Source organism: Metasolibacillus sp. FSL H7-0170, from assembly GCF_038593115.1.
Classification (GTDB): Bacteria; Bacillota; Bacilli; order Bacillales_A; family Planococcaceae; genus Metasolibacillus; species Metasolibacillus fluoroglycofenilyticus.
Genome location: NZ_CP151964.1, coordinates 3629138 through 3653603 on the forward strand (window position 1 = coordinate 3629138; position 24466 = coordinate 3653603).

Here is a 24466-nt window from a genome sequence, read left to right on the forward strand (position 1 = left end):
CCACGTAAATGAAAAAATTTATTGTTGAGAGGAAAATATCACTTTGCTTTAGTAGATAATCAAAGGTTGTAGCCGTATTCAAGCTTTATATCTCTTTGTGCGGTAAATTTGCTTATAATTATTTATAGTAAAATTATATTAATATAAAATATTGCTTTCTTACTCTATTGTAATGAAGGGGTTTTTGAAAAAAATAACTAGAAAAATATTATTTTTTAGCTAATAATATAAAGGGAGAGATAATGACAAAGGGGACGGGAAAATGATTATTTTAAATGGTAGTGACCTAACGATTGAACAAATGAAAGCGATTTTATATAAAGGGGAAAAAATCGCCATCGATGAAGCAGCAAAACAGCGCGTATTAAAAAGCCGTGAGCATGTGGAGCGCATCGTTGCCGACGATAAAACAGTGTATGGTATTAACACAGGCTTCGGCAAGTTTAGTGACGTGAAAATTGCCGAAGCTGAGGTCGGCGCATTACAAATTAATTTAATTCGTTCACATGCTTGTGGCTTTGGCGAACTATTTCCTGAAACGGTGACACGAGCGATGACAGTGTTACGCTTAAATGCTCTATTAAAAGGATTTTCAGGCATTCGCTATGAAGTATTGGAACGTTTGGCGATGATGGTCAATGAACAAATTCATCCAGCCATTCCACAGCAAGGCTCACTTGGGGCATCAGGCGATTTAGCTCCATTATCTCATTTAGTCTTAACGTTAATTGGAGAAGGCGAAGTTTTGCGAGATGGTACAGTGCTTGCAGCGAGTGAAGTTTGGAATAAATACGATGTAGAGCCAATCGTCTTGCAAGCAAAGGAAGGTCTTGCACTTATTAATGGAACACAAGCAATGACAGCACAGGGTGTTGTAAACTATATTGAAGCTGAAAAGTTAGCCTACGCGAGCGAGTGGATTAGCGGCTTAACATTGGAGAGTTTACGAGGTATTAAAGATGCTTTCCATCCTACTGTTCATGAGGTGCGCGGCTTTAAAGAACAAAGCGCTGTAGCAGCTCGTATGCGCGATTGGTTTGAAGGCAGCGAGCTCATGACAACGCAAGGTGAATTGCGTGTACAAGACCCTTATTCTTTACGCTGCATTCCACAAATTCATGGGGCAAGCTGGCAAGTTTTAAACTACGTAAAGGAAAAGCTAGAAATTGAAATGAATGCGGCGACAGATAATCCATTAATTTTTGATGAAGAGGACTGCGTTATTTCAGGAGGGAATTTCCACGGTCAGCCAATTGCTTTTGCGATGGATTTCTTAAAAATTGGTGTTGCTGAATTAGCGAATGTTTCTGAGCGTCGTATCGAGCGTCTTGTCAATCCAGCTCTAAGCGAAGGGTTACCAGCATTTTTAAGTGCACACCAAGGCTTGCAATCGGGAGCGATGATTTTACAATATGCAGCAGCAAGCCTCGTATCAGAAAATAAAACACTTGCACATCCAGCATCTGTTGATTCTATTCCATCTTCTGCAAATCAAGAGGACCATGTTAGCATGGGGACAACAGGCGCGCGCCATGCCTATAATATAATTGCGAATACACGACGTGTTTTAGCTATTGAAGCATTTTGTGCTGCGACAGCTGTTGAATATCGAGATGTGAAGAAAATGGCTCCAAAGTTATATGAAAAATGGCAAGAAATCCGTGAAATTGCGGCAGGTATTACAGAGGACCGTGTATTCAATAAAGATGTAGAGAAAATTGCACAATATTTAATGCCTTAATTTTTGGGGCAAATGCTTTCTGTACCGATAGTTAAGCGACAGATACAGAGGTCACCTACCTTTAAAGATGGGGAGGTGAATGTAAGCATTTGACCGATTTCAGCGGGTAGCTAAACACTCGTTAATAAAGAGAAGTTTTTAAGCAAGCTTAAGAAAATCTAGATTATAGTTAGCTGAAGCGTTATTGATTATTAACGAAGCTGTTTACCGAAAATCCTTTGGATAAGTAGGTAAGCAGCTTTTTTCGATTTCTCTTAGAAAAAGCATTGACAATTGTTTGTGATAATCATTTTTTAACAACCTATTTAACCTTTGTATTGCCGAGCGCTAATCGTAGCATACTGCTTGGTCTATTTATTGCGACAGCAGACTTAGGTATTACTTTAGGAGGGGGAGTGATGGGATCAGTCGCAGATTTACTACCTTATTCACAAATGTATTTAGTTTGTGCTGCACTAGGTGTAGGCATGACTCTTTTCGCCTATGTAAGACGCTAGAAGCAGGCGCAAAATGACTTTTTCGCTAGCGTCATGTTATGCTAAGGGGGAATGGAGGAATACATATGGAAAAACCACATTTACTTATTGTTGATGGCATGGCACTACTATTTCGTTCATTTTTCGCCTCCGCTGCGATGAAACAATATATTCGTTTAGAGGATGGCACGCCAACAAATGGAGTACAAGGCTTTGCCCGTCATGTTTTAACAGCTCAAAACTTGATGAAGCCGACACATTTAGCTGTTTGTTGGGATATGGGCATGCATACATTCCGCAATGATTTATTCGAGGGATATAAAGCAAACCGCCCTGCACCACCAGAAGAAATGCTGCCACAGTTTGATATGGTGAAGGATGTATCAGAAATGATGGGCTGGAAAAACTTCGGCATTAGCGGCTTGGAGGCAGACGATTTAATCGGCTCCATGATTGAGAAATGGAAAGACGATGCGGAGATTACTGTCATTAGCGGTGACCGCGACTTATTACAATTATTAAATGATAAGACAACAATCGCTTTTACTAAAAAGGGTTATACAGAATATGATACGTACACAGAGCAGCGCTTTCGCGAAGAATATGGCATCGCCCCAAAGCAATTTGCTGAGGTGAAGGCGTTTATGGGGGATGCGAGCGATGGCTATCCGGGTGTCAAAGGAATTGGTCCTAAAACAGCACTGCAACTCATTCAAACCTATCATTCAATTGAGGGAGTGCTAGCAGCACTTGACCAACTAAAGCCTGCGCAGCGTACTAAAATCCATGAAAGTATGGACATGCTAAAGCTCTCGCATCAGCTCGCGACAATTAATTGCGATGCAGCCATTGAAGCGGAGCTGAATGACTTAGTAGTTCCTGCGTTTAATGAGGCGGTTGCATCACAGCTGGATAATAAAGGCTTGCGCTTAATTATCCGCCACGCACGTTCGCTTGGTCTATAAAGACATTGACGAATAACAAAATTACCGTAATAATAGAAGAAAATTGCTTGCACCACTAGGGGAGCCTTTTGAAAGGCTGAGATGTATATGTACTATGCAGACCCTTTGAACCTGATCTAGCTCACACTAGCGTAGGGAAGTGGCGACATTGATTGAATTTGCTCACTCTATGCCGCTCCCTTTCTACAATGGGTGCGGCATTTTTAAATTTATTTTTAGGAGGAAAATTTGCTTGGAAAGAAATGTGCAAATAATTTGCGCAAATCCGCTGATAAGTAATGCTCAAAAATAACAATTAAAAGAGGTGTTGTTTATGTCAGTTCGTAAATTAACTGTTATGGCGCTGTTTGTGGCCATTGCAGTGGCAGGTTCAATGTTTGTAGCGATTCCTACAGGTATTGCGCGTGCATATCCTATTCAACATGCTGTCAATGTTGTGAGTGCTATATTGTTAGGACCTGTGCCAGCTGTAGTAATTGCTTTCGTTACAGCATTAGTTCGTATTTTTACGGGAACAGGCTCGTTACTTGCGATTCCGGGTAGTGTCATCGGGGCTTTTTTAGCGGCTATAGCTTATAAATATAGCCATAAAGTATGGCTGGCGGGTATTGGTGAAGTGATTGGTACAGGTGTGATTGCATCATTAGTAGCTGTCCCATATGCAAAAATATTAATGGGTACATCTGTTACGGCACTTGCTTTTATGCCAGCCTTCTTCGTGTCAAGTGCAATTGGTGCGGTGCTAGGGGTTATTATTGCAGTAAGTTTGCGCAACACTGTATTTGCAAAGCGTTTTGAAACGATATAGAAAATAAGGTTACTCGTCGCAAAAAATTACATGGCATAGCTTCTGTATCATAAAGTGAAACTTCAATCAGTGGGGATGTTTCTCATCCCAGCTGATTGTTAGTTGAACCACTCGGGCATTTACGGGCAGTTGATCTCCCACTTATCCTTAGCATATTTTCACATAAGTTTTGAAGTGGGCGTCTTACTGCCCGTTAATGCGGGATAAAGTGAACCTTCAATCCGTGGATGCTTTTCTCCACGGATTGTTAGTTGAACCACTCGGGCATTTACGGGCAGTTAATCTCCCACTTATCCTTAGCATATTTTCACATAAGTTTTGAAGTGGGCGTCTTACTGCCCGTTAATGCGGGATAAAGTGAACCTTCAATCCGTGGATGCTTTTCTCCACGGATTGTTAGTTGAACCACTCGGGCATTTACGGGCAGTTAATCTCCCACTTATCCTTAGCATATTTTCACATAAGTTTTGAAGTGGGCGTCTTACTGCCCGTTAATGCGGGATAAAGTGAACCTTCAATCCGTGGATGCTTTTCTCCACGGATTGTTAGTTGAACCACTCGGGCATTTACGGGCAGTTAATCTCCCACTTATCCTTAGCATATTTTCACATAAGTTTTAAAGTGGGCGTCTTACTGCCCGTTAATGCGGGATAAAGTGAACCTTCAATCCGTGGATGCTTTTCTCCACGGATTGTTAGTTGAACCACTCGGGCATTTACGGGCAGTTAATCTCCCACTTATCCTTAGCATATTTTCACATAAGTTTTAAAGTGGGCGTCTTACTGCCCGTTAATGCGGGATAAACGGAGCAGCAGGTTCTAGCGCTATATGGAAAGGCAGTTGCTTTTTCATATAGCCCTTATGTATTTTTCTGCTCTATTTTTACAAAGCTTAACACATGCTTATTGTCCTCATAGCAAAATGAACGTATTTGGCTGTTTCGGCCTCGTCCACCGTTATCATGGATGATTAAATATAATTCCCCGTCTTTTCTTTCATAGCCAATGAGTGGAACCCAATGATATTTGAATAGAGGCTTCTTTTTTGACCGCCACTGTAGGTTAAAATATTGGTCGAATTTCAATGCCACAGGATTTCCTTGTTCAAGCTGTGCCAATGCTTCTGCAAGCGAGCAACCTTGAATAGTAAAATTAGCACCGAACAACTTGCGCATTCTTTTGATGAGACGCCATTGAAATAAGCCGATTTTTGTTGTACCTAGCTGTTTATATAAATCATTAATTTCTTTGGCTATGTGAAAATACTTTAAAATAACGTGTAGCGTTGTTGGACCACATGCAGAATTTTGGTAATTTGGCTGAACGCTCGCATCGTATTGTGAAGTTCCTTTGATTTCTAGCAGTACACGCATTGCCATCCCTCCATTTGTAAAATCCCAAATTTTAACCGTTCTTTTATCATCAATTTCATAGAAGTATGTGAGAGCCTTTATGGACTGGGGGTTCACTTTATTATACGCTGTAAATAAAACATAGTTTCAAAATTTGAAACCAAATGAGCAGGTGCTCCGTCTAACGTGAAACGAAAAAGGGGGGATAGCGGTTGTCACAGCTAGAGCAATTTATTCGTGAGCATGGTGAGGAACTGTTGCGGCTCGCCTTTACATATGTGAAAAGCAAGGAAGTAGCAGAGGATATCGTTCAAGATGTCCTGTTAAAAGCTTTTGAAAAACAGCAGGATTTTCGAGGCAATGCTAGTTATCGTACATATTTATACCGTATGACTATTAATCGCAGCTACGACTATTTACGAAGTTGGAGCTATAAAAACACTGTACTATCAATGAAAATTCAAACAATCTTTCAAGGGGCAAATTCCGCAGAAAAACAAGCGATTATGAATAGCGAACAGCAACAAATTGGTCATGCGGTGTTAGCGTTACCAATCAAATATCGTGAAGTTATCGTGCTTCATTATTATAAGGACATGAAAGTCGAAACGATTGCGGAAATTTTAAATTGCTCTGTCAATACGGTGAAAACACGACTTCGTAGAGGACGAGAAAAGCTTAAAAATTGTTTGGAGGGGAGTGGGCTTGATGAGCGGTTCACAAATTAAAAAGGGAATTGACGCAGTCATTGGTGAGAAGCATTGGTTAACAGAGGACAAGGTGAAACAATTAGCAACAAAACCTAAAAAGCATCGACCTTTAGGCTTCATTCAGCCACTTTTTGCTGTTCTAGCAATAACATGCCTAGCCTTTATTATTTATTTGCTCCCTCCTGCTAATGAGCAAGTGCAACCGGCAAGTGAGCTAATTACAAAGCAGTTTGAAAAATTGCTTCCAGAGCAAGCTGCTGATGCTGCGATTAAATATTTCCAAGCAATCGAACGGAAGGATTATGCTTTAATAGAAGAAGTTTCAACGACAGAGGTAGTGGCTTCGAATAAAGAGCTTTTTTTAAAGTACAACGCTATTGATTTTAGTACATTGAAAATAATTAAGATGATTCCACATACTGAGGAGCAGATGTATAAATTATATATTACACATAATGATGTGACACAGGAGCAGACATATATTCATCCTTTGTTTGTGAAGCAATTAGAGGATGGTAATTTTACAATATATGAAAATATTTATGAGGAATGGTCGGTTTTTGAGCCATTTTTAGCACCAGAGCAATTAGAGCTAGTACCGAGAGAGGCACCGGCAGCACAAATTGTACAAATAAATGATTATATAACAGCTACAGTTAACGTCCAATCACCTCAAAAATTAAATCATTCAGCTACGATTGTTCATTTTATGAAAAAACGCTCTCTTGAGAAGGACAATCGTGTTAACGAAATTTATTTAATATTGGAAAAAGAAGGGCAGTTTTATGAAATAGGTACGTTAAAAGATAACCCTCAGGCAGAATATTATATTTTAGAGGATAAGCGTGCAATTCATATAACGACTAACTATTTTGAGGGTGCAGAATATTATGTTATTTACTATAATGAGCATATGAATAATTTTCAATATGCAAAAGGAGCACTCAGCGAATTAAGTGGGACTAATTCTTATCAAACGCAATTGACAGAGGAAGTTTTATATACTTTCGATGGGAAGGGTACGAATATCGCCTTCATTCAGGATGGCACATTCATGCAAATTGCTATTTTGGATGAGGTAGATAGCCCTGCATGGCTGACAGATTTTTTATTTGTGCGCATGATTGGTGGGAACGCCTTTTATTTACAATATCAAGAAAAATATTTCCAAGCGTCAACTTTTTATCATTTGCAATCATTAGAAAAAGCGCTAAGCCAATAAGGAGGGGGAATTCAATGCTTTGGAAGCCATTATTTGAGCAGGATGTACCAGCAAACCTTCGCTAAAAAGAATTATCTAGATTTAGTAATGCTTATTTGTACTAAAAGCAAGTTATCAGGTACAGATATTGAGAACGTCCATTGCTACAGGTAGTGAGACAAATCCTTTATCTTGCAAGGATGTACAAACACTCACTGAATCTAGATAGAGCCTCCGGCGGATGTCACAGATTTTGAAAGGAGGCCTGCACGACGCAGGTCAGTTAACCGTTGGACAGTTTTAGGTTAACTTTCAGTAAAGAGCTGGAGAAATTTGGATGTGATTACGCGGAGGCGTAATTGATACTTAGACGGAGGGAATAGCTATGAATTTACTACCATATATCGCAGTGTTATTAGCTGCTGTTTTATGGGGAACGACAGGTACAACTCAAACTTTTTTACAAGGAAGCATTTCACCTTTTGCGGTTGCATGCATACGCTCGGCAATCGGAGGGGGCATACTACTTATTTTTGTCCTTTTTGCACGAGCAATTCAGTGGAAAACATGGCCTTGGAAATGGAATATACTTGCGGCATTATCGATTGCCCTGTTCCAATGCTTATTTTTCTCATCCATCCGATATACAGGTGTAGCGATTGGTACAGTTGTAACAATTGGTAGTGCTCCTATTTTTGCAGGGATTATTGAATGGCTTTTTTGGAAAGTAAAGCCGACACGCATTTGGGCAATATCGACGAGCTTTGCGATTGTCGGCTGCATATTGCTATTTGCAATTGGCGGAGACGCAACGGTGAATAGCTTTGGTGTCATGTTAGCCCTACTTGGTGGCTGTATGTTTGCTTTTTACACGAATGTCAGCAAACGTTTAACAGAGCGGGTAGCGACATTACCAGCTGTGGCGATGACGTTTTCGTTATGTGCGCTATTTTTAATACCGCTTGCCTGGTCAGATGGTGTTAGCTGGCTAGCAATGCCATCGAATGCTTTAGCGATGCTTTATATGGGCATCATGGCGACGAGTGTTGCCTATGTGTTATTTTTGAATGGCTTGCGCGCGGTACCCTCTTCGGCTGCGGTAACATTGAGCTTAGCAGAACCATTGACGGCTGCGCTATTAGGGGCGTTTTTCTTAAACGAATATTTAGCGTGGACATCATGGCTAGGTATTATAATGATTTTTGCAGGGATTATTGTTTTGACATTAGGAAATAGAAGGAAAGCTTAACTTCTCTCGGCAGAAGTCTCCCACCTCTATAGATGACGAGATGAATGCAAGTATTAGGCTATTTTCAGTGGGGGTCCAAACACCCGCTGAATCATAGGGACTCAGTCTAAGAACATCGCCTCCTGCGATAACGACTGGGCAACTAGCATCGTGCGGCGGATATTACAGATTTTGAAGGGAGGCATGCACGACGCAGGTCAGTTAACCGTTAGCTCGTGTCATGACGTTTTAGGTTAACTTCTACCAAGTAGCTTGAAAAATCTGGACGCAATTACGTCGAGGCGTAATTAATAAATGCGTAAGCTGTGCGAAAAGTGTTCATCTGTTCGCACAGCTTTTGCTTCTATATTGAATATTTACTAAAAATGCTTGATTCTGCGATTAATCATCGCGAGGGACGTCTCAAAATGACTTTTTGGATGTCCCTTTTTCAATTGGTTACAGCAAAACTTTACTGATAGGAAAAGTTAGTTGAGTCATAATTAATTAAAATGATAGGTTAAAATAACTATCTAAATTGAACTCTAATGATTTTAAGCTTGCAAATATCCGTTTTTTTTCGTGTTTTTTGGTAACTTTTTCTCAAATTAGTCTATTGTACTTATTAAAGAAAAAGTCCTTTTATACTATAATGGATATTGAAAGAGCATGCTTTTTCATTTGGAGGGATATACTATGAAAACACCAAGCCAAAAAAGCCGTTTTTTTAATGTATTTTCTAAGAGAAAAAGTAATGATAACAGCTCGACATATGTAATGGAAACCACTCACGAAGATTTACTACAGTTTTATACTTCACTGGTAACAAATGACCCGGAAATTGTCTTTGTCTTTTCACGACAAGGAGAATTGTATGCAGCAAGCCGAGAGAAGATGGAAGCATTTTTCGGCACAGAAATCACTTCAACAAATGACTTTCGTAAATTTACTTCGCCTGAAACACTTAAACAATTAAAAATAAGCTTTATCAACGCATTAAAAGGAATAACAAATCAAGTCGACATTACAGTTCGCAATAAGCAACTTGAAGAACTTCCGCTTACTTTATCGTTTGTGCCGATTAAGGAAGGGGATAGAATAACAAGTGTGTATGTGAAGGTTAGCAGCAACATAGAAAAGCATATGCTAGAATACCAGTATATTTTTGACCATTTGACCTCGGGGATTTGGATGCGTGAATCAATGGACGGTCCCTTTATTTACACATCGAAGGGATTGGAGGAAATATTATGCCTTCCAACAAAAACGCTTTATTTGAATGATAATGCTTGGTTTGAGCTTATTAATGAAGAATATATAAATAGTATTAATCAAGCAAAGACACGTGTTGTTGCAGGTGAAAAAGTACAAGAAATTTATTCAATTACTTGTCTAAATGGTCAAAAAAAGTGGTTGCTTGAACAAATCATACCTCGTTTTAACCAAAGTGGCGACGTAACGAATGTATTTGGACTTGTGCTTGATATTACGAGAGAAATTGAAATGGAGCAAGAGCTATTGTATTTGGCACAATATGATGCGCTAACAGGCCTCCCAAATCAAGCAAAAATGAGAAAAACATTAGGGCAATTTACGAAAAATAAAGAGCCATTTGCAGTTTTACACATTGATATTGACCGCTTCCACATAATAAACAATTCATTAGGCTACACAATTGGTAATGAGGCTTTAAAAATACTAGCGCAAAAACTGAAAAATATGACACCATCTGATGGTGAAATTGCTCGAATGGGTAATAATAGCTTTATGATTCTCGCACATAATCATGCGAATAAAAACAACATACTAAAGTTAGCTGAAGACATTTTAAAAAATATTCAACAGCCATTTACAATTCAAGAATTTGAGTTAAGCGTCACGACAAGCATCGGTATTTCGTTTTACCCAGAGGAAGCTTTAGATGAGAGAACACTGCTTGAAAAAGCACATAATGCCCTGCAGGAGGCAAAGAAAAAAGGAAAGAATAATTATCAGCTTTCGTCGCATGTTGCAAGCATCTCTACTTTCAAGCAATATATATTAGAACGAGATATGCGAAAAGCGATTATTGAAAAGCAATTTGCCGTATTTTATCAGCCTCAAGTCGACCCTAGAAAGGGATTACTTACAGGGGCAAGGGCTTTTATTCGCTGGAATCATCCAGACTGGGGACTTGTTATGCCTGAGGAATTTATTTCTCTAGCTGAAGAGAATCATTTAATCAATCCAATAACAGATTGGCTGTTAGAAAAAGTGCTTCAATCTATGCAAGTATGGCAAAGTGAGCAAATTCCATTAAAACCGATTACAATTATAATTCCAGTGCTACGTTTACTGAAGAAAGGCTTTTATGATTCGGTCTCAAATTTATTAGAGCGATATGAAATCAATCCAGCTTTATTGCGTTTTGAAATTAGCCAAAGCATGTTCTTACATGAGGAAATAATTATTAGTGAATCCATTGAAAGATTTAAGCAACTTGGAATTCGAATTGTCGTTGACGATTTCGGCAAGGGCTATTCCTCACTAGATTATATCCGAAAAATAAGACCGAATATTTTGAAAGTGGATAAAATTTTTGTGCAAAATTTATTCGAAGAAAATAGCATTGATGACGTAATTATTAAATCGACAATTCATTTAGCAAAATCACTCGGGATGGAAGTTGTAGCAGAGGGAGTAGAAACAGTAGAGCAGCTAGAATTTTTGAAGCAAATAGAATGTGATTCTGTGCAAGGCTATATTTTTTCAAAGCCTGCAAAAGAATCAACATTCAAAGCGATATTAAAAACTGGCTATGTTATACCGAAAAGCAAATATAATAAAGCTGTAACTGTGGAAAGGCGGCAGTACTATCGCTATCGTTTCCCATATCCAATACTAGGCTTTTTAACAATTGTTGAGTTTAATGGACATGCAGTAACGGTTGGGAAATCCCCCGTTTTAATTGAGAATATAAGCTTAGGCGGGATGAAGATATTATCTAACCTAAAACTGCCTATTAATCAGGATATGAAGTTTAATGTAACATTTGATATTATGAACGAGCATTTTGAAATTGCCGGTGAGCTCAGATGGTGGGAAGAGAAGAGTGCAGATGTATTTGGCTACGGTATCCGTTTTAATATGAATACAAATATTGAAAATAGACTGGCGTCAAATATAAATAAATTGAGTGGATACGAGCGAAAGAGCGAAAATATCCCGAATATGACATTTGTGTATAAAGAACCACATAAATATTTCAGAGAATTAAAGAAATAAAGAGCAATATGCATTTCTAAAATGAAAAGTGAGGGACTATTCGAAAAGCGTATATCTTTTCGGATAGTCCCTGCTTCTATATTAAATAATTGCTAAAAATACTTGTACTTGTTGCTTCGCTGTCAGCACAGAAAATAATTACTCGCCACAAGGGGACGTCTCAAAATGAATTTTCAGATGACCCCCTAGCTTTGACGACTTTTAACTTCTTTCTAAGAAATGGTATGATAGTCTATTTTTCAGAAAGGTTAATTTATGCCTGAGCATCTAAAAATTCAGTTACTTGTGCTGGTGATTTTGCATTTGCACTATGTAAATGCGCTAATTTTTCACCATTTTTGAAGATTAATAATGATGGGATACCCATTACTTGATATTTTTCCGCCAGTTCAGGGAAATCATCACGATTAATTGAATACCATTGATATTGGCTGTATTCCTCAATAATTGGGTCGATAAACATATCCATGCGCGTACAGTCTGGGCACCAGCCGGCGAAAAATTTCATAATGACTGCTTGCTCCGTAGAAATCAGCTCATTAAAGCGTTCTAATGTCGTTATTTGTTCCATTGTTATATCACTCCTTTTACGAATAGTGTACACATTTTCACAAAGTAACGGAAGAAATTTAGCTTAATGCGGCGAGGGAGGTGCTTCTTTTTCAATTTTTTGAAAATAATGCGAAAAAAATATTGCTTTAATAAAAGAAATAAACTACACTAAAGACAGAAAATATGTTTTAAAAAATAATATCGTAGTGAGCTATTTTTTTTCACTACAAAATGAATGACTGTTCATTCAAAAGATTGCACAAGGGGGAATTGCTCGTGGCTTACAGCATAAAAAAAGCAGCCGTTTTAGGCTCAGGGGTTATGGGTTCAGGTATTGCAGCGCATTTAGCGAATATCGGTATTCCGACATTATTGTTGGATATTGCACCGAAGGAATTAACAGCAGAGGAGCAGGCGAAGGGGTTAACGCTTGAGCATCCAGCAGTACGCAATCGCTTTGCACAAGGCGCAATGCAAAAATTATTGAAGCAAAAGCCAGCACCGCTTTCATCAAAGCAAAATCTAGCTTTAATTACAGCGGGGAACTTCGAGGATGATTTAGAAAAATTAAAAGATGTGGACTGGATTATTGAAGTAGTCGTTGAAAATTTAGATATAAAAAAGAGCTTATATGAAAAAATTGATGCAGTTAGACAGCCAGGCACAATTATTACATCAAATACATCTGGCATTAGCATTAATGCGATGGCAGAGGGGCGCTCAGAGGATTTTAAAAAGCATTTCCTTGGAACGCATTTCTTCAATCCACCGCGCTACTTAAAGCTATTAGAAGTGATTCCAGCAGAAACAACTGCGCCAGAGGTTGTGGCGTTTATGCGTGACTTTGGTGAGGATGTGCTTGGGAAAGGCGTCGTAATAGCGAAGGATACGCCGAACTTTATCGCTAATCGTATCGGTACATATGGTCTACTTGTGACGATGCGTGAAATGCAGGAGCGCGGCTTTTCAATTGGTGAGGTGGATTCCGTAACAGGACCTTTAATCGGTCGTCCGAAATCCGCAACATTCCGCACGCTAGATGTTGTAGGCTTAGACACGTTTGCACATGTAGCAAAAAATGTTTACGACAATACGACAGGTGAAGAGCAGCAAGTGTTTACAGAATCACCAGTGATGGAAAAAATGATTGCCAATGGCTGGCTCGGTGCAAAATCAGGGCAAGGCTTCTTCTTAAAGCAAGGAAAGGAAATTCTTGAATTAAACCTACAAACATTCGAATACGAGCCAGTGAAAAAATTGAAAACACCATCGATGGAAATGGCAAAGCAAGTGAAGGGCTTAGCAAATAAGGTGAAGACGCTTGTTTATGCGAATGACCGTGTTGGTGAGCTATTATGGAATGTTTTTGCACCAACATTAATTTATTCCGCACAGCTCCATGGCGAAATTGCAGATGATATCGTCGCAATCGACAATGCGATGAAATGGGGCTTCGGTTGGACACAAGGACCATTTGAAACATGGGATGCAATTGGTGTAAAAGATTCCGTTGCGAAAATGGAAGCGGAAGGGCTTGAAGTGCCTGCCTTTGTCAAAGGTTTATTAGAAAAGGGCTTTGACAAATTCTACTCAGAAATCGATGGCGATTTAGCCTTTTATAACGGTACAGCATATGAAAAAGTACCAGTAAATCCGAAAGTAATTGATTTAAAGCGCTATAAGAAAAAGCATGGTGTCATTAAATCAAATACAGGTGCGAGCTTAATTGATTTAGGCGATGGGATTGCCTTATTGGAATTCCACTCACAATCCAATGCGATTGGCTTAGATATTATTCAAATGCTTAACTTTGCCATTGATGAAGTGGAAGCGAACTATAAGGGCTTAGTCATTGGCAACCAAGGTAAAAACTTCTGTGTTGGCGCAAACTTAGGCATGATTTTAATGGAAGCACAGGATGATAATATTTTCGAGCTAGATTACGTGGTGCGTGCATTCCAAAATGCAATGCGTCGCATTAAATATTGTCAAAAGCCTGTCGTTGCAGCGCCTTTCCAAATGGCGTTAGGTGGTGGTGCGGAGGTGTGCTTACCAGCAGCGCATATCCAAGCATCGGCTGAAACATATATGGGGCTTGTGGAAGTGGGCGTCGGCTTAATTCCAGGTGGCGGCGGTAATATCGGACTCTACCAAAAGCTATTAAAAGGGCTGCCGAATGGTGTAGAAATTGACTATCAAGCAATCGCTACGAAGGTGTTTGAAACAATTGCAATGGCAAAAGTATCGACTTCTGGTGAAGAAGCGCGTGAAAACAATTTCTTAAACTTCGCAGATGGCATTTCTGTCAACGCAGATCATCAATTATACGATGCAAAACAGGCGGCATTAGCACTTTATGAAGCAGGCTATACAGCACCGTTAAAACAGAAAGTAAAGGTTGTTGGTGCACCCGGCTATGCTACGTTACTTCTCGGAGCGCAAGGCATGTTCCAGTCAGGTTATATTAGCGAGCATGATTTGAAAATTGCTAAAAAGCTAGCTTATGTTATTGCGGGTGGTTTAGTGCCATATGGAACAGAGGTAACTGAGGAATATTTATTAAATTTAGAAAAAGAGGCATTTTTACATTTAGTTGCTGATCCAAAATCGCAAATGCGTATGCAGCACATGCTTGTAAAAGGGAAGCCATTACGTAACTAATAAAAGCTTGTAGTAAAAGGGGGAGAATAATGATGCGTGAAGCCGTCATTGTAGCAGGTGCTCGTACACCAATTGGAAAAGCGAAAAAGGGGTCACTTGCAACAGTTCGTCCAGATGATTTCGGTGCACTTGTAGTAAAGGAAACATTGAATCGTGCAGGTTATACAGGGCCAATTGATGATTTAATTATGGGCTGTGCGATGCCAGAGGCGGAGCAGGGGATGAATGTAGCACGTAATATTGGCGCATTAGCTGGCTTGCCAGATACAACGCCAGCATTAACTGTTAATCGTTTCTGCTCATCAGGCTTACAAACAATTGCATACGCTGCCGAGCGCATTATGCTTGGGCACTCAAAGGCGATACTAGCCGGCGGTGTTGAGTCGATGAGTATGATTCCGATGACAGGAAATACGATTCGTTTAAATCCAAAGCTTGCTGAGGAAGCGCCGCAATATTATATGAGTATGGGTCATACAGCGGAAGAAGTAGCCAAGCGTTATGAAGTAAGTCGTGAAGACCAAGATAAATTTGCAGTACGCTCTCACGAATTGGCAGAAAAGGCGATTAAAGAAGGCAAATTCAAGGATGAAATCGTACCTGTCGAAGTTGTACAGCATTATGTAGATGCCAATAATAAGCTACAGGAAAAGAAGTTTATTTTCGATACGGATGAGGGTGTGCGTCCAGGCACTTCAGTTGAAGGTTTAGCCAAATTACGCCCTGCATTTAACATTCAAGGCTCTGTTACAGCAGGGAATTCTTCGCAAACTTCAGATGGCGCAGCAGCTGTTCTTGTAATGGAACGCGAGGAAGCGAAAGCACAGGGCTTAAAGCCGCTTGCTAAATTTTTAGGCTTTGCAGTTGGTGGAGTAGCTCCAGAAGTAATGGGGATTGGACCGATTGTAGCCGTACCAAAAGCGTTAGAAATTGCAGGATTAACGCAGGAGCAAATTGATTTATGGGAAATCAATGAAGCGTTCGCATCACAATCACTACAAGTAGTGCGTCATTTAGGCATTGATGAAAGCAAAGTGAATGTGAATGGTGGAGCAATTGCATTAGGTCACCCACTTGGTGCAACTGGAACGATTTTAACTTTGAAATTAATCCATGAATTAAAGCGTCGCGGCGGCAAATACGGCGTTGTGACAATGTGTATCGGTGGCGGTATGGGCGCTGCTGGCGTGTTTGAAGTACTTTAAACCATAAGGCTAGATGATGAAGTGGAGTAGTCATCTAGCTACTTTATAATTTTTTACTGAATGAATGTTCATATATATTTCAAGGGGGAATTTGTTATGACAAATATTATTAAAGGCGGAAGCTTTTTAGTAGAAGAAGTAGATATTAATCGTGTAATTACACCAGAGGATTTCACTGATGAGCAAAAAATGATTGCGAAAACAACTGAGGAGTATGTAGCGAACGAAGTACTACCAGTTGTAGAACATTTAGAAAACCATGAGTTCGAGCATTCTGTTCGTTTACTTAAAACAGCTGGGGAGCTAGGGCTTTTAGCAGCTGACGTACCAGAAGAATACGAAGGATTAGAATTGGATAAAATCTCCTCTGCATTAATCGCAGAAAAAATGTCTGTAGCAGGTGGCTTCTCGATTACACATGGTGCACATGTTGGTATCGGTTCATTACCAATCGTATTATTCGGTAACCATGAGCAAAAATCAAAATACTTACCAAAGCTTGCTTCAGGTGAATTAATTGCGGCTTATGCATTAACAGAGCCAGGCTCAGGTTCTGATGCATTGGGTGCAAAAACAACAGCAAAATTAAATGCTGCTGGTACACACTATGTATTAAATGGTGAAAAGCAATGGATTACAAACGCTGGTTTTGCAGATGTATTTGTAGTGTATGCTAAAATTGATGGCGATAAATTCTCTGCATTCATCGTAGAACGCTCATATCCAGGCGTTTCTGTAGGCCCAGAGGAGAAGAAAATGGGGATTAAATCTTCTTCAACACGTACATTAATTTTAGAAGATGCAGAAGTTCCAGTAGAAAATTTATTAGGTGAAGTTGGACGTGGTCATATTATCGCCTTCAACATTTTAAATATCGGTCGCTATAAATTAGGTGTAGGTACAGTTGGTGGCTCAAAGCGTGCATTTGAGCTAGCTGTGCAATATGCAAATCAACGTAAGCAATTTAATACGCCAATTTCAAGCTTTAACTTAACAAAGGAAAAGCTTGCAACAATGGCTTCTCATATTTACGCATCTGAATCATTAAACTACCGTACAGTAGGCTATTTCGAGGATCGCTTAAGCCAATTGTCAGCTGAAGAGCAAAAGGATGGAAAAGCGATTGCTGGCGCTGTGGCAGAGTACGCAATTGAGTGCTCGATTGCTAAAGTATTCGGTTCTGAAACATTAGACTATGTAGCGGATGAGGCGGTTCAATTACATGGTGGCTATGGCTTTATGGCTGAATATGAAGTGGAGCGCATTTACCGTGACTCTCGTATTAACCGTATTTTCGAAGGAACAAATGAAATTAATCGCATGATTGTACCAGGTACATTTATGAAAAAAGCATTAAAAGGTGAATTACCGCTATTACAAGTAGCGCAAAACCTACAATCTGAGCTGTTAATGATGATGCCTGAAGAAGTAGGCGATGAGCCATTAGCGCAAGAGTTATACTTAGTGAAAAACGCGAAGAAAATCGCAGTATTAGCAGCGGGCGCAGCAGCTCAACGCTTCGGTGTAAAATTAGAAGCAGAGCAAGAAGTTTTAGTGAACATTGCCAACATTGCGAACCAGCTTTATGCAATGGAATCGGCTGTTATTCGTACACAAAAAGCAATCGAGCGCGACGGTGCAGAAAAAGCTGCACAAAAGCTGCTATACACGCAAATCTTCTGCCAAGAAGCATTTGCTGAAATTGAAAAAGAAGCAAAAGACACGCTACTTGCTTCAGTTGAAGGCGACGCAGGCCGCATGACTTTATCAGCACTACGTAAATTAACACGTAACAATCCATATAACTTAATTACGAAAAAACGTGAAGCTGCTGACAAGTTAATTGAAGCAGAGAAGTATATCGTTTAATATTTACTATAAAAGCACCTGATTTTATAAATGAATCAGGTGCTTTTTCAATCTAAAGGAGGCGATAATGATGGATTTTTTAGCCCAGTTAATGGAGGAATACGGGATTGATTCCATTATCCATAGCGAAAAAATAACAAAGGGGCAATCTGCGACAACATATTTAATTACGACAGAAACCCAGCACAAATATATTGTGAAAACGATAAAATCAACTTCAAAGGCACAGTTTGAATATGATTTACTTACACATATTAGAAGGACAGAACCCGCAATTGTAGCAGAAATTTTACGTACCGCATCAAATAAGCCCTTTATCCAAATTGAAGAAAGCATCTATCAAGTACAGCTATATATAGAAAATCATCAACAACCGATATCATTATCTAAACTACTAACAGCTTATCAAGGTTTACAAAAAAGTATGCAGCATTTTCAGACAGATTATATCAATGAAAATCGCTTTTTATTAGCGAGATTATGGAATCAAAATAAGCAGCTTTTAAAGCAATATTATCCACATATATTTCAAGCATTCAACACGAATATAGACAGTTTCATACAATTAGATGAACAGAAGGATGTTTGGATTCATGGAGATTTAGGGCGCTGGAATGTTTTATGTCAATTAAACGGGCAGGCACTATTTATAGATTTTAGCGAAGCTCGTCAAGGCACAAAATATTTTGATTTAGTCGCACTTTTCACGTCTTATTTACCAGAGGATGAAATATTACAGAATTATATAGAGGAATTTTTTACGCTTTATGAGAGAGAAATAGATTTTCCTATGTTTAGCCGAACTATTGGCCTGTGGTATTTGAAAGGAATTTTAATGTTAGTGCAAAAGGATGCACAAGCAATGAAGCAAGCTATTGATTATTTTTATCATAAGGCACAGCAGCTTGATAAATTGTTGCAAGCTTTATGCAATTGTGAGTGTGTTAGGAAAGACCAGTAACAAATAGGTCTGTCCTAACAACATTTATTTAACTCTCTTGTTACTGAATAGGAACTAGTATTTCACATAAATGGTTCTCGATCATTTGTGCAGTATACCTCTCAATAATTGGCGTTTCTCTTATTAACAAGTTATTCTTTTCTATCTCAGAAAAAATATTGCCCCAAAATTCACTAACGGCTTCTTTAGTATGGTCAAGTAAGAAAACGGCGTATTTCCCACCTGAAAATTGCCCAACCTGAGCGGGTTCTGCCACATGGAAGTCTTCGTTTACAATAACGCAAACATCATAACGACATGCCTCTTTAGGAGTAACTGCTGGATTATCCTGTGGTATACCTAAAATTGTAGAATGCTCAAAAACATTATTCAATTTTGCCCATTCTTTACAAGATGCCATTAATGCTTGATTTTGTTCTCCACCATATTCGCCAACATTTCGGAAATAGGCAATTCGTGATTCAAGTAATACTTCAATGGTTATTTTCATATTTTCAGCCACCTTTCATAGGTAAGGTAATATGATATAAAATGTTTTTCAAGCGCTTTTTAAAAGAATTTTCTATGATTTATGATATTATTGCTTAATAAGCAATGAAAAGGAGCGACTGATAAATGACAATTTCAATTTTTCAATATCCAAAATGCTCAACATGTAAAAAAGCACAAAAATGGCTGGACGATCATAATATAACATATGAATCGATACATATTGTGGAGGAGACGCCAACAAAAGAGCAGTTACAAGCAATTTATGAGACGAGTGGGCTACCATTAAAAAAATTTTTCAATACGTCTGGGATGAAGTATAAGGAGCTTGGTTTAAAGGATAAGCTACAGGATATGACGGAGGAAGAGCAGCTAGAATTGCTTGCATCTGATGGAATGCTGATTAAACGACCGCTTGTAACAGATGGCAAAAAAGTGACATTAGGTTTCAAGGAGTCTGACTTCTTAGAATCGTGGAAATAACGTGAATAGTAACTTGTTTTTAAGCAAGAAATATGGCAAACTGAAGTTGAATGTATTACATATTTGGAGGGGTTTTCATGAGCACACCAACAGAATTACGTTATTCTAAAGAGCACGAATGGGTAAAACTTGAAGATGGTAAGGTTCGTATCGGTATTACGCATTTTGCACAAAATGAACTAGGTGATATCGTATTCGTTGAACTACCAGAAGTAGGCGACGAACTACAAATTAATGAGCCATTTGGTAGCGTTGAGTCAGTTAAAACTGTATCAGAGCTATATGCGCCAGTATCGGGGAAAGTGGTAGAAGTAAACGAAGAGCTAGGTGATAACCCAGAATTCGTAAACGAATCTCCATACGAACAAGCATGGATGGTAGTTGTTGAGCTAGCAAACCCATCTGAATTAGATGAGTTAATGACTGCTGAGCAATACGATGGAATGACTGCAGAATAAAACATAAAAACACCAAAGTCCATGCTGGATTTTGGTGTTTTATCATATTGGAAGGAGAAGTTTCGATGATTTGTATGGTTGTGGAAGGGCGTTCGGATAAATTAAAGCTCGAGCAAGTACTTGCTGAAGAGGCGATTATTTTATGTACAAACGGAACGATGAGTGAAGACAGTTTACTTGAACTTTTAGCACCATATGAGTATCTTAGTCTTTATACGCTTTTTGATGCAGATTTATCGGGGCAAAAAATGCGCAAGCTAATGAGGCGCATTTACTCAGAGGCGGTGCAACTTGAAATACCTGCACAGTATAAAGAGGTAGCAAAAACACCAGCAACGGTATTAGCTGCGCTCCTGAAAAAAGTAAATATACGAACAAAGTAGGACAATGAGAATGGAAGAATGGACAATTGAGCAATGGCAACAACAGTTGACGAAAAACGATATAGTTACACTATATTTATATACACCAATTTGTGGAACTTGCGCTGTAGCATCTAAAATGATGAATGTAGTAGAACAGCTATTACCTACTATGCCTATTGGAAAAATGAATCTAAATTATTCTGAAAAGCTAGCGGTTGAATTGCAAGTCGAAAGTGTCCCTTGCCTAGTTATTTCAAGAGGTGAAGGTGTTTTTGAAAAAATTTATGCCTTTCAATCCGTACTAAATTTATATGAAATATTAAAAAGTAGTTGACTCCCTTTTTATATCATGATAAAGTACATTCATACTAAAACTACAAATTAAATAAAGTACTCTTATAAAGAGCGGCGGAGGGAAGTGCCCTATGAAGCCCGGCAACCATCACATATGTGAAAAGGTGCCAAGTCACGCAAAGTATAACACTTTGAAAGATGAGAGAACGGTTCAACATATGTTTTGTTATGTAAGCCTTTCTGCTTGTTCAAAGTAGAAGGGCTTTTTGCTTTTTCTTAATTTCTTATCTTTCTAAACGGTAACAAAACACGAATGAAAACGGGGTTGTCTGAAAGGCTTAATTCATCTTGGATGTAGTGAAAAATTTGCTTTTCACTTAATTAATTTCAAAATCAGTTACTTATTTTTTATACATGGTAATTAATTTTAATGTCTTTCAGCAGTAGTCTTCCACCTCTATAGGTGTCGAGATGGATGCAAGCATTAGACCTATTTCAGCGGGTATCCAAACACTTGCTGAATCATAGGAACTCAGTCTAAGAACATCGCCTCCGGCGGATGTCACAGATTTTAAAGGGGAGTTTTCAAGCGAGCTTGAAAAAATCTGGACGCAATTATGCCAAGGCGTAATTGATTAAAATACAACTGAATCGTCTAAAAAGCGGCGTATTGCACGCTTTTCAGACGCCCCACCCTTAAAGGAGTATGACGATGATTCAATTAACTAATATAACGAAGATTTATAAAACGAAAAATGGCGAATTGACTGCTGTGCGTGATGTTAATTTAACGATACAGCAAGGTGAAATATTCGGTATTATCGGCTATAGTGGCGCTGGTAAAAGTACCCTTATTCGCCTGTTAAATGGTTTGGAAAAGCCGACAGCAGGTGAGGTTATTGTTAGTGGCGAGGATATAGCGAAAATTTCTGGCACTAAGCTTCGCCAAGCGCGCCAAAAAATTAGTATGATTTTCCAACACTTTAATTTACTTTGGTCACGTACAGTGGAGGAGAATATTGCATTTCCTTTAGAAATTGCAGGTATTCGTAAAAGTGAGCGAGCTATACGTGTGCAAGAGTTAATCAAGCTTGTCGGTTTGGAAGGAAGGGAAAAGGCCTATCCTTCACAATTATCAGGTGGGCAAAAGCAACGTGTCGGTATTGCACGAGCATTAGCTAATAATCCTGAAGTATTGCTTTGTGATGAGGCAACTTCAGCACTTGATCCAGAAACAACAGAGTCAATTTTAGAGTTGCTCCTCGATATTAATAAAAAGCTTGGATTGACAATCGTCTTAATTACACATGAAATGCATGTTATTCGCAAAATTTGTCATCGCGTTGCGGTAATGGAAGCGGGACAAGTAGTAGAGCAGGGCAAGGTATTAGAGGTGTTTCAAAGCCCACAGGCCACGATTACGAAAAACTTCGTATCACAAGTGTCCGATTCGAGCGAAACGAAGGAATCCATCGAGCAAATTATCGCAAACTATCCAACTGGGAAAATTGTGCGTATTACATTTGTTGGACAAGCGACAAAGGAGCCGATTATGTCGCAGTTAATAAAGCAATTCGACGTAGAGATAAACATCGTACACGGAGCTATATCGCATACAGCAAATGGTCCTTACGGTACGTTAATTGTGCATATTGATGGGGCACAGGAAAATATAGAAGGTGCTCTGCAATTGCTAGCAACAAACAATATTCAAGCGGAGGTGATTGAGCGTGGTTGAACAATTATTTCCGAACGTCAATTGGGATAAAATGTGGCAGGCAGCGTATGAAACAATTTATATGACTGCTGTTTCTACAGTAATTACATTTATATTAGGGCTAGCGATTGGTATTTTACTATTTTTAACGAGTCCGTATCAGCTTTGGGCGAATAAAATCGTTCATTTTATAACAGGCTCCATCGTCAATATTTTCCGTTCGATTCCGTTTATCGTTTTGATTATTTTATTAGTTCCATTTACTTTATTTCTCGTTGGAACGATTCGCGGAACGAATGCAGCACTGCCTGCTTTAATTGTCGGTGCAGCGCCATTTTATGCGCGTATGGTGCTTATTGCGCTACGAGAAATTGATAAAGGGGTAATCGAGGCAGCTCGTTCGATGGGGGCAAAAACATCGACGATTATTTTTAAAGTGCTTATTCCTGAAGCATTACCCGCGTTGATTTCGGGTATTACAGTGACAGCTGTTGCGCTTGTTGGTTATACAGCGATGGCGGGCATTATAGGTGCAGGAGGTTTAGGGCAATTAGCTTATATCGATGGCTTTCAGCGCAGTCGCAGTGATGTGACGCAAATGGCAACAATATTAATTGTCATTATCGTTTTTGTTTTTCAGTGGATTGGCGATATGATGACGAAAAAAGTGGATAAGCGTTAGGTCTTTACAAGGTAACTTGTTGACATATAGAAAGTTAAAAAAGAGAGGAAGAAAAAGAATGAAAAAATGGTTATCAGTCTTATTATTATCAACACTTGTGCTAGTGCTAGCAGCTTGTGGCGCAAAGGATGACAGTAATGAAGAAGCAAATACAGGCAGTAACACAGAAAGCGATAATGGTACTACAGAAACAGCCGAGCCGACAAAATTAGTTATCGGTGCATCATACGGCTTACACGATATTATTTTAGAGCAAGCAAAGCCGATTTTAGCTGAGCAAGGGGTAGAAATTGAAGTTCGCCCATATCAAGAATATGTAATGCCAAACCAAGATTTAGATTCTGGTGAATTAGATGCAAACTATTTCCAAACGATTCCGTATTTCGAGAATGAAATGAAAGAAAAGGGCTATGATTTTGCCAATGCAGGTGGTATTCATATCGAGCCAATCGGTGTTTATTCACAAAAATATAAATCACTTGATGAGCTACCTGATGGGGCAACAGTTATTATTTCCAACTCTGTTACAGAGCAAGGTCGTATTTTAACATTATTTGAAAGCTTAGGCTTAATTACGCTAAAAGAAGGCGTAGTAAAATCAGAGGCTAGATTAGAGGATATTGTTGATAATCCGAAAAACTTAAATATCGATGCAAACTCTGCACCAGAAATGTTAGTAACGTATTACAACAATGGTGAAGGTGATGTTGTTGTTATCAACTCAAACTTCGCAATCGATGCAGGGATTAGCCCGATTAATGATTCAATTGCTATCGAAAGCTCGGATTCGCCATATGTGAATATCATTGCGACACGTAGCGGTGATGAAAACAATGAGGCGATTCAAAAATTAGTGGAAGTATTATTATCGAAAGAAATTCAAGACTTTATTTTAAAAGAATGGGATGGCGCTGTCGTACCAGTTAAAAAATAATAGATAACTTTCTAAATCGCTTACAACTATTTTGAAAGTTCTCCCTTATAGC

At 38.9% G+C, this 24466-nt stretch carries 21 protein-coding genes, 1 pseudogene and 2 riboswitches; of the genes and pseudogenes, 19 read left to right on the forward strand and 3 right to left on the reverse strand.

Annotation, left to right across the window (positions count from 1 at the left end; all coding sequences use genetic code 11):
• The first annotated feature begins 262 nt into the window (after window positions 1–262).
• The 4 genes and pseudogenes from hutH (at window position 263) to thiW (ending at window position 3990) form a co-directional block, all read left to right on the forward strand.
• Complete coding sequence (gene hutH / locus MHH70_RS16935) at window positions 263–1741, forward strand: histidine ammonia-lyase (RefSeq protein WP_342472067.1); 1479 nt, start codon at window positions 263–265, stop codon at window positions 1739–1741.
• Window positions 1742–2034: 293 nt separating this feature from the next.
• Window positions 2035–2238, forward strand: a pseudogene (locus MHH70_RS16940) (MFS transporter); the annotation flags it as partial.
• A gap of 65 nt (window positions 2239–2303) precedes the next feature.
• Window positions 2304–3182 carry a 5'-3' exonuclease gene (locus tag MHH70_RS16945; protein WP_066166674.1) on the forward strand — a complete coding sequence of 293 codons (879 nt, stop codon included), beginning with the start codon at window positions 2304–2306 and terminating at the stop codon, window positions 3180–3182.
• Between the two features lie 47 nt (window positions 3183–3229).
• Window positions 3230–3337: riboswitch (TPP riboswitch) on the forward strand.
• A 158-nt stretch (window positions 3338–3495) separates the two neighbouring features.
• Window positions 3496–3990, forward strand: a complete 495-nt coding sequence (gene thiW, locus MHH70_RS16950; RefSeq protein ID WP_342472068.1) for an energy coupling factor transporter S component ThiW — start codon at window positions 3496–3498, stop codon at window positions 3988–3990.
• An 859-nt stretch (window positions 3991–4849) separates the two neighbouring features.
• Here thiW and MHH70_RS16955 read toward each other — a convergent pair.
• The gene (locus MHH70_RS16955; RefSeq protein WP_342472069.1) at window positions 4850–5362 is read right to left on the reverse strand and encodes a C39 family peptidase; all 513 of its coding nucleotides are present in this window, start codon (window positions 5360–5362) and stop codon (window positions 4850–4852) included.
• 191 nt (window positions 5363–5553) lie between these two features.
• On the opposite strand from MHH70_RS16955, the gene MHH70_RS16960 reads away from it, so the two are divergent.
• The 4 genes from MHH70_RS16960 to MHH70_RS16975 all read left to right on the forward strand — a co-directional run bounded on the left by MHH70_RS16960 (window position 5554) and on the right by MHH70_RS16975 (window position 11744).
• Complete coding sequence (locus MHH70_RS16960) at window positions 5554–6069, forward strand: sigma-70 family RNA polymerase sigma factor (protein ID WP_066166663.1); 516 nt, start codon at window positions 5554–5556, stop codon at window positions 6067–6069.
• Window positions 6050–7273, forward strand: a complete 1224-nt coding sequence (locus MHH70_RS16965; protein WP_342472070.1) for a hypothetical protein — start codon at window positions 6050–6052, stop codon at window positions 7271–7273. Before MHH70_RS16960 ends, MHH70_RS16965 begins: the two co-directional genes overlap by 20 nt.
• A 364-nt stretch (window positions 7274–7637) precedes the next feature.
• Complete coding sequence (locus tag MHH70_RS16970; RefSeq protein ID WP_342472071.1) at window positions 7638–8501, forward strand: EamA family transporter; 864 nt, start codon at window positions 7638–7640, stop codon at window positions 8499–8501.
• A 675-nt stretch (window positions 8502–9176) separates the two neighbouring features.
• A complete protein-coding gene (locus MHH70_RS16975; protein ID WP_342472072.1) occupies window positions 9177–11744 on the forward strand; it encodes an EAL domain-containing protein in 2568 nt (855 codons plus the stop codon).
• A gap of 253 nt (window positions 11745–11997) precedes the next feature.
• Here MHH70_RS16975 and MHH70_RS16980 read toward each other — a convergent pair whose 3' ends face one another.
• Window positions 11998–12315, reverse strand: coding sequence for a thioredoxin family protein (locus MHH70_RS16980; RefSeq protein ID WP_066166646.1), 318 nt, complete (start codon window positions 12313–12315; stop codon window positions 11998–12000).
• A gap of 257 nt (window positions 12316–12572) precedes the next feature.
• Here MHH70_RS16980 and MHH70_RS16985 point away from each other — a divergent pair, with 257 nt between their 5' ends.
• From MHH70_RS16985 to MHH70_RS17000, 4 genes are all read left to right on the forward strand, one after another.
• Window positions 12573–14957 carry a 3-hydroxyacyl-CoA dehydrogenase/enoyl-CoA hydratase family protein gene (locus tag MHH70_RS16985; protein WP_342472073.1) on the forward strand — a complete coding sequence of 795 codons (2385 nt, stop codon included), beginning with the start codon at window positions 12573–12575 and terminating at the stop codon, window positions 14955–14957.
• A gap of 32 nt (window positions 14958–14989) precedes the next feature.
• The gene (locus MHH70_RS16990; RefSeq protein WP_342473227.1) at window positions 14990–16162 is read left to right on the forward strand and encodes an acetyl-CoA C-acetyltransferase; all 1173 of its coding nucleotides are present in this window, start codon (window positions 14990–14992) and stop codon (window positions 16160–16162) included.
• A 96-nt stretch (window positions 16163–16258) separates the two neighbouring features.
• Window positions 16259–18031: an acyl-CoA dehydrogenase family protein gene (locus MHH70_RS16995; RefSeq protein ID WP_066166640.1), complete on the forward strand. Its 1773-nt coding sequence runs from the start codon at window positions 16259–16261 to the stop codon at window positions 18029–18031.
• A 67-nt stretch (window positions 18032–18098) separates the two neighbouring features.
• The gene (locus tag MHH70_RS17000) at window positions 18099–18992 is read left to right on the forward strand and encodes a phosphotransferase (protein WP_082799025.1); all 894 of its coding nucleotides are present in this window, start codon (window positions 18099–18101) and stop codon (window positions 18990–18992) included.
• A gap of 40 nt (window positions 18993–19032) precedes the next feature.
• Here the strand turns inward: MHH70_RS17000 and MHH70_RS17005 are convergent, their stop codons facing one another.
• Entirely contained in the window at window positions 19033–19482 is a 450-nt protein-coding gene (locus tag MHH70_RS17005; RefSeq protein WP_066166634.1) for a GyrI-like domain-containing protein, read from the reverse strand.
• 125 nt (window positions 19483–19607) lie between these two features.
• Here MHH70_RS17005 and MHH70_RS17010 point away from each other — a divergent pair, with 125 nt between their 5' ends.
• From MHH70_RS17010 to MHH70_RS17040, 7 genes are all read left to right on the forward strand, one after another.
• Window positions 19608–19964 (forward strand): arsenate reductase family protein, encoded by a 357-nt coding sequence (locus tag MHH70_RS17010; RefSeq protein ID WP_066166631.1) that lies wholly within the window; start codon window positions 19608–19610, stop codon window positions 19962–19964.
• A 77-nt stretch (window positions 19965–20041) separates the two neighbouring features.
• On the forward strand, window positions 20042–20422 hold the full coding sequence (gene gcvH, locus MHH70_RS17015) for a glycine cleavage system protein GcvH (RefSeq protein WP_342472074.1): 381 nt from the start codon (window positions 20042–20044) through the stop codon (window positions 20420–20422).
• A gap of 65 nt (window positions 20423–20487) precedes the next feature.
• Window positions 20488–20805, forward strand: a complete 318-nt coding sequence (locus MHH70_RS17020) for a toprim domain-containing protein (RefSeq protein WP_066166625.1) — start codon at window positions 20488–20490, stop codon at window positions 20803–20805.
• Window positions 20806–20815: 10 nt separating this feature from the next.
• Complete coding sequence (locus MHH70_RS17025; protein WP_107943151.1) at window positions 20816–21121, forward strand: thioredoxin family protein; 306 nt, start codon at window positions 20816–20818, stop codon at window positions 21119–21121.
• 59 nt (window positions 21122–21180) lie between these two features.
• A riboswitch (SAM riboswitch) is annotated at window positions 21181–21286 on the forward strand.
• A gap of 507 nt (window positions 21287–21793) precedes the next feature.
• Window positions 21794–22819, forward strand: coding sequence for a methionine ABC transporter ATP-binding protein (locus MHH70_RS17030; RefSeq protein WP_342472075.1), 1026 nt, complete (start codon window positions 21794–21796; stop codon window positions 22817–22819).
• Window positions 22812–23480, forward strand: coding sequence for a methionine ABC transporter permease (locus MHH70_RS17035; RefSeq protein WP_066166615.1), 669 nt, complete (start codon window positions 22812–22814; stop codon window positions 23478–23480). Before MHH70_RS17030 ends, MHH70_RS17035 begins: the two co-directional genes overlap by 8 nt.
• A 58-nt stretch (window positions 23481–23538) precedes the next feature.
• Window positions 23539–24414, forward strand: coding sequence for a MetQ/NlpA family ABC transporter substrate-binding protein (locus MHH70_RS17040; RefSeq protein ID WP_342472076.1), 876 nt, complete (start codon window positions 23539–23541; stop codon window positions 24412–24414).
• Window positions 24415–24466 lie beyond the last annotated feature (52 nt).